Origin of the sequence: Frankia tisae, from assembly GCF_025403405.1 — a bacterium.
Taxonomy (GTDB): domain Bacteria; phylum Actinomycetota; class Actinomycetes; order Frankiales; family Frankiaceae; genus Frankia; species Frankia tisai.
Map to the genome: position 1 here is coordinate 1 of NZ_JANEZT010000496.1, position 3,911 is coordinate 3,911.

A 3,911-nucleotide genomic window follows, 5' to 3' on the forward strand; every position below is an offset into this window, starting at 1 on the left:
GGGTGGGGGTGCCGGTGGCCTGGCGGGACGGCCTGCGCCAGCTCCTGAGCCAGGCGGCGCGCAACGGCGGACTGCCGGCCGATGCGGTGAGCGTCCAGGACCGGGGGGGTGGGCTCCTCGGCGTGCTCCGCGACGACGTGCCAGCGGAGCGCGTGGTCGCCGATCTCGTGCGGGAACTGCGGCTCGTGCTGCACGCCTACAACCGGACGCGGGGCGAGAGCGGCCGAGTCCGGCTGCGGATGGCGCTGCACCAGGGGCGGGTCGTCGCCGACGAGGGCGCCGGCGTCCGCGGTGACGCCGCCCAGGCCGCCTCACGCCTCGTCGACACGCCCGCCCTCAGCCGCCTGCTCGGTGAGTTCCCCGCCGCCGAGATGGCCATCATCATCTCGGCGGCCCTGTTCGCGGCCACCGTCGACCGACGGCTGTGCGATCTGGATCCCGGCTCGTTCCAGCGGGTGGGCACGGACGTCCCCGGCCTCGCCGGCCCCGCCTGGGTCCAGGCGGGGCCGGCGGTCGCGGGACCGGCCGACGACGGTGCGCGGGTGCCCGCGGCGGACCAGCGCTCGGGTCCGCCGCCGGTGGCGCCGATCGTCGCCGAGGAGCCGCGCACCTCGGCCGGGTGGGACTTCCTCGTCTCCGCCGCGGAGAAGGACAGTGCCTGGGGCGAATGGTGCGCCTGGCAGCTGGAAGAGCAGGGCTACCAGGTGCATCTCGACACCTGGGACGTCGTCGCCGGGGATCACCGGGTGGGCCGCCTCGACGAGGCGGTGTCCCACTCGAAGCGGACCCTCGTGATCCTCTCTGAGCACTACCTGGCCTCGAAGAAGGTACGGGCCGAGTGGCAGACGGCATGGGCGGCGGACCCGACCGGGATGAAGCGGCGCCTGATCCCGGTCCGGGTCGCCGACTACCGCCCGGGGGCTGAGGTGGGGCTGCTACAGGGCATCAGCTCCATCAACCTCGTCGGCCTGGGCGACGAGGCGGCGCGGCGCACCTTCGTCGACGAGATCCGCCGGGCGATCGAGGGCCGGTACCGGCCGAGCCAGGCACCGCCCTTCCCCGGCCGTCCCCGGCACCCCTGACGCTCAGGGTCCGGCGATCGCTCAGGGTCCGGCGATCGGAAGGTGGATCCGACTGCCGGCGGCGGCGAACTCCGCGGCCTTGGCCCGCAGCCCCGCGGAGATCGCCTCGTCCGCCGAGGCCGGGTCGGCGTTGTCCGCGGCGGCCCGCACCTGGTGGGAGATCTTCATCGAGCAGAAGTGCGGCCCGCACATCGAGCAGAAGTGAGCCGTCTTCGCGGCGGGAGCCGGCAGGGTCTCGTCGTGGTAGGACCGGGCGGTGTCCGGGTCCATCGCCAGGTGGAACTGGTCGGCCCAGCGGAACTCGAACCTGGCGTCCGACAGCGCGTCGTCCCACGCCTGGGCGCCGGGGTGCCCCTTCGCGAGGTCCGCCGCATGCGCTGCGATCTTGTAGGCGATGACGCCGGCCTTGACGTCGTCGCGGTCGGGCAGACCGAGATGCTCCTTCGGGGTGACATAGCAGAGCATCGCGGTGCCGTGCCAGCCGATCACGGCGGCACCGATCGCCGAGGTGATGTGGTCGTAGCCGGGCGCGACGTCGGTGGTGAGCGGTCCGAGCGTGTAGAACGGCGCGTCGTGGCAGATCTCCCGCTGCAGCCGGACGTTCTCCTCGACCCGGTGCAGCGGGACGTGACCGGGCCCCTCCACCATCACCTGGACGTCGTGCTCCCACGCGACGCGGGTCAGCTCGCCGAGGGTGGCGAGCTCGGCGAGCTGGGCTTCGTCGTTGGCGTCGGAGATCGAGCCGGGCCGCAGGCCGTCACCGAGCGAGAACGTCACGTCGTAGGCGGCGAGGATCTCGCACAGCTCGGCGAAGTGGGTGTAGAGAAAGTTCTCCTCATGGTGGGCGAGGCACCAGGAGGCCAGGATCGAACCGCCGCGCGAGACGATCCCGGTCCGGCGCCGCGCGGTGAGGGGCACGTAGCGCAGCAGCACCCCGGCATGGACCGTCATGTAGTCCACCCCCTGCTCGCACTGGCGGATGACGGTGTCCCGGTAGGCCTCCCAGGTCAGCGCCTCGGGGCGGCCACCGACCTGCTCCAACGCCTCGTAGATGGGCACCGTCCCGACCGGGACCGGGGAGTTGCGCAGGATCCACTCGCGGGTCCGGTGAATGTCCGCGCCGGTGGACAGGTCCATGACGGTGTCGGCGCCCCAACGGGTCGCCCAGACCATCTTCTCGACCTCCTCCTCGATCGAGGAGGTGACCGCCGAGTTGCCGAGATTCGCGTTTATCTTCACCAGGAAGGACCGGCCGATCACCATCGGCTCGGACTCGGGATGGTTCACGTTCGCCGGCAGGACGGCTCGCCCGGCGGCGATCTCGGCCCGTACGGTCTCGACGGGCAGCCCCTCGCGCAGGGCCGCGAACTGCATCTCCCGGGTGATCTCTCCGCGGCGCGCGCGGGCGAGCTGGGTGACGGCTCCTCCGCCGGGCCCGGCCCGTAGCGCGCCACGCCCGCCGGCCGGGGCGGTGTCACCGCGAGCGGCGATCCACGGGGCCCGCAGCGGCGGCAGACCCCGGCGGACATCGATGTCCGCCGTCGGATCGGTATACGGGCCGGAGGTGTCGTAGAGGACGACGCTGTCCCCGGTGGTGAGGACGACCTCCCGCATCGGCACCCGCAGGTCCGGGTCCGCGCCGACGAGCCAGGTCTTGCGGCTGCCCGCGAGCGGCCCGGTCGAGACGGCCGTCTCCCGGGGTGCGGCCAGCGACCCTGGCGACACGGACCGCTCCGGCGTGCCGTCCGGCGAGACCACCGGGATAACGCCCGGAATGGCTGCGGGGAAGGAAGTGGATTCCGGACGTGAATCCGCGTCTCCCACACCGGAAAAATCCTGGGAGGAAGCGGGTGATGAATGACGGTCGACTGGCGACACCATATGAACTCCCTACGCCGGCATTACCCGGACAGGTTCTGCGGTCGGCGGCCCCAGCCACCCTCTCAGCCCCTCGGTGGAGCTCCCGCGATCAATTCGCGCATGGTTACCATAACCGACCCGCTATCGGCCGTCACCCGATTTCGAGAATCGACGGGATTGCCCACGTCACCGCGCGCGTCGCCTGGGCGGGTCAGCGGGCGGGGGACTTGCCGAGGTAGGTCGCCTCGATGAGGTCGGGGCGGGCGGCGAGCTCCGCGGCGGACGCGGCCAGCGCGACCCGACCGCGGTCGAGCACGTAGCCGCGGTCGGCCACCCGCAGGGCGAGGGCGGCGAACTGCTCGACGAGCAGCACGCCGGTGGACGTCTCGGCCACGATCGCATGCAGCAGCTCGAGTAGCCGCGGCGCAACACCGGGCGCCAGGCCGAACGACAGCTCGTCCACCAGCAACAACCGTGGCCGGCGCACGAGGGCGACGGCCAGCGCGAGCCGCTGGCGCTCCCCACCGGACAGCTCCCCGGCCGCCCGGTCGAGCAGGCCGCCCAGCTCCGGGAACCAGCCCAGGACCCGCTCGATCTCGCCGCGGTGGCTGCGGCCGGCCGCCAGGCGCAGATTTTCCCGGACGCTCAGCCGGCCCAGCGCCCCCCGCCCCTGCGGGACGACGGCCAGCCCCCGCCGGGCAAGCGTGCTCGGAGCGGGACGCCGGTACCACTCGCCGAACATCCCGACCCGGCCGGCACTCGGCGGCAACAGGCCGGCGGCCGTGCGAATCAGGGTCGTCTTGCCAGCTCCGTTCGCCCCCAGCAACGCCACGATCTCGCCGGCACGGACGACCAGTGACACCTCCCGCAGCACCGGTCCCTCGTTGTAGCCGCTGCTCACCCCCTCGAACACGAGCAGCTCGGCGGCCGGCGAGGGCGAGGCGGCCGGTGCCTGGGACGGGGCGGACG

General features: G+C 72.9%; 3 protein-coding genes and 1 riboswitch. Of the genes, 1 reads left to right on the forward strand and 2 read right to left on the reverse strand.

Translation table 11 applies throughout. The features are described 5' to 3' along the window. A partial coding sequence (locus NBZ85_RS28710) for a toll/interleukin-1 receptor domain-containing protein (protein ID WP_261563077.1) occupies positions 1-1,082 on the forward strand: 1,082 nt, incomplete at its 5' end. Between the two features lie 21 nt (positions 1,083-1,103). Here the strand turns inward: NBZ85_RS28710 and thiC are convergent. Then, on the reverse strand, positions 1,104-2,963 hold the full coding sequence (gene thiC, locus NBZ85_RS28715) for a phosphomethylpyrimidine synthase ThiC (protein ID WP_261560527.1): 1,860 nt from the start codon (positions 2,961-2,963) through the stop codon (positions 1,104-1,106). Continuing rightward, positions 2,953-3,059, reverse strand: a riboswitch (TPP riboswitch). It overlaps the preceding gene by 11 nt. Before the next feature lie 94 nt (positions 3,060-3,153). Beyond that, the coding region (locus NBZ85_RS28720) for an ABC transporter ATP-binding protein (RefSeq protein WP_261563078.1) at positions 3,154-3,911 on the reverse strand (758 nt) is incomplete at its 5' end.